The organism is Frankia gtarii (genome assembly GCF_025403375.1).
GTDB lineage: Bacteria > Actinomycetota > Actinomycetes > Frankiales > Frankiaceae > Frankia > Frankia gtarii.
In genome coordinates this window covers 1-628 of sequence record NZ_JAMPTM010000601.1, presented here as the reverse complement: position 1 = coordinate 628, position 628 = coordinate 1, and the positions used below count along the sequence as shown (strand labels likewise).

General features: G+C 72.1%; 1 protein-coding gene. It reads right to left on the bottom strand.

Annotated features, from left to right (window positions below; translation table 11 throughout):
* Window positions 1-141: 141 nt before the first annotated feature.
* Window positions 142-555: a DUF3037 domain-containing protein gene (locus NBZ83_RS32505; RefSeq protein ID WP_261571375.1), complete on the bottom strand. Its 414-nt coding sequence runs from the start codon at window positions 553-555 to the stop codon at window positions 142-144.
* Window positions 556-628 lie beyond the last annotated feature (73 nt).

Below are 628 nucleotides of genomic sequence, written 5' to 3'. Positions count from 1 at the left end.
CGCCTCGCCACCCCGCCCTCGCCACCCCGAGGGCTCGTTTCCTTGCCTTGCACGGCTCCTCGCATCCGTTCTGCCCTGCGGAAAAGCCGGGATGAGAGCCAAGGGGGTGTGGGCGGCTCCGGTCATACGGGCGGCGGCGAGTCACCGAGGGGTGAAATCGGGGACCGGCGGTCCCGGCCGGTCGACCAGAAGGACGGCGAGGCGGTCCAGCTCGGCCTCCGGATCACCGGTCAGGCCGGTGTGGACGGGTGAGGTCTGCACGACGGTGCTACGCGGCGCGGTCAGCCAGCGGAACCGCTCTCCGGCGGTGAGCCGCCCGGCCGGGCCGGCCTGCTCGCCGCCGCAGCAGACCGCACGAAACGCCGCCAGGTGGGCGACCACGACGGCCGGGTCGAGGTAGGGGTCGAGAATGCCCAAGCGCCCCTCGTCAAGCCGGCAGCGCAGGTCCAGATACCGGGATCGCTGGCAGTACAGCATCACGCCGACGTTGACGAACTCGCCCCGTTCCACCCGGGGAACGATCCGGATCGTCGCGTACTCGAACAGCTCACGCATCGCGGTTCTCCGCCGCCACCCCACCGGTGCGCAGCCAGTCCCCGGCTCGCAACCAGTCCGGCCGCCCCGACCC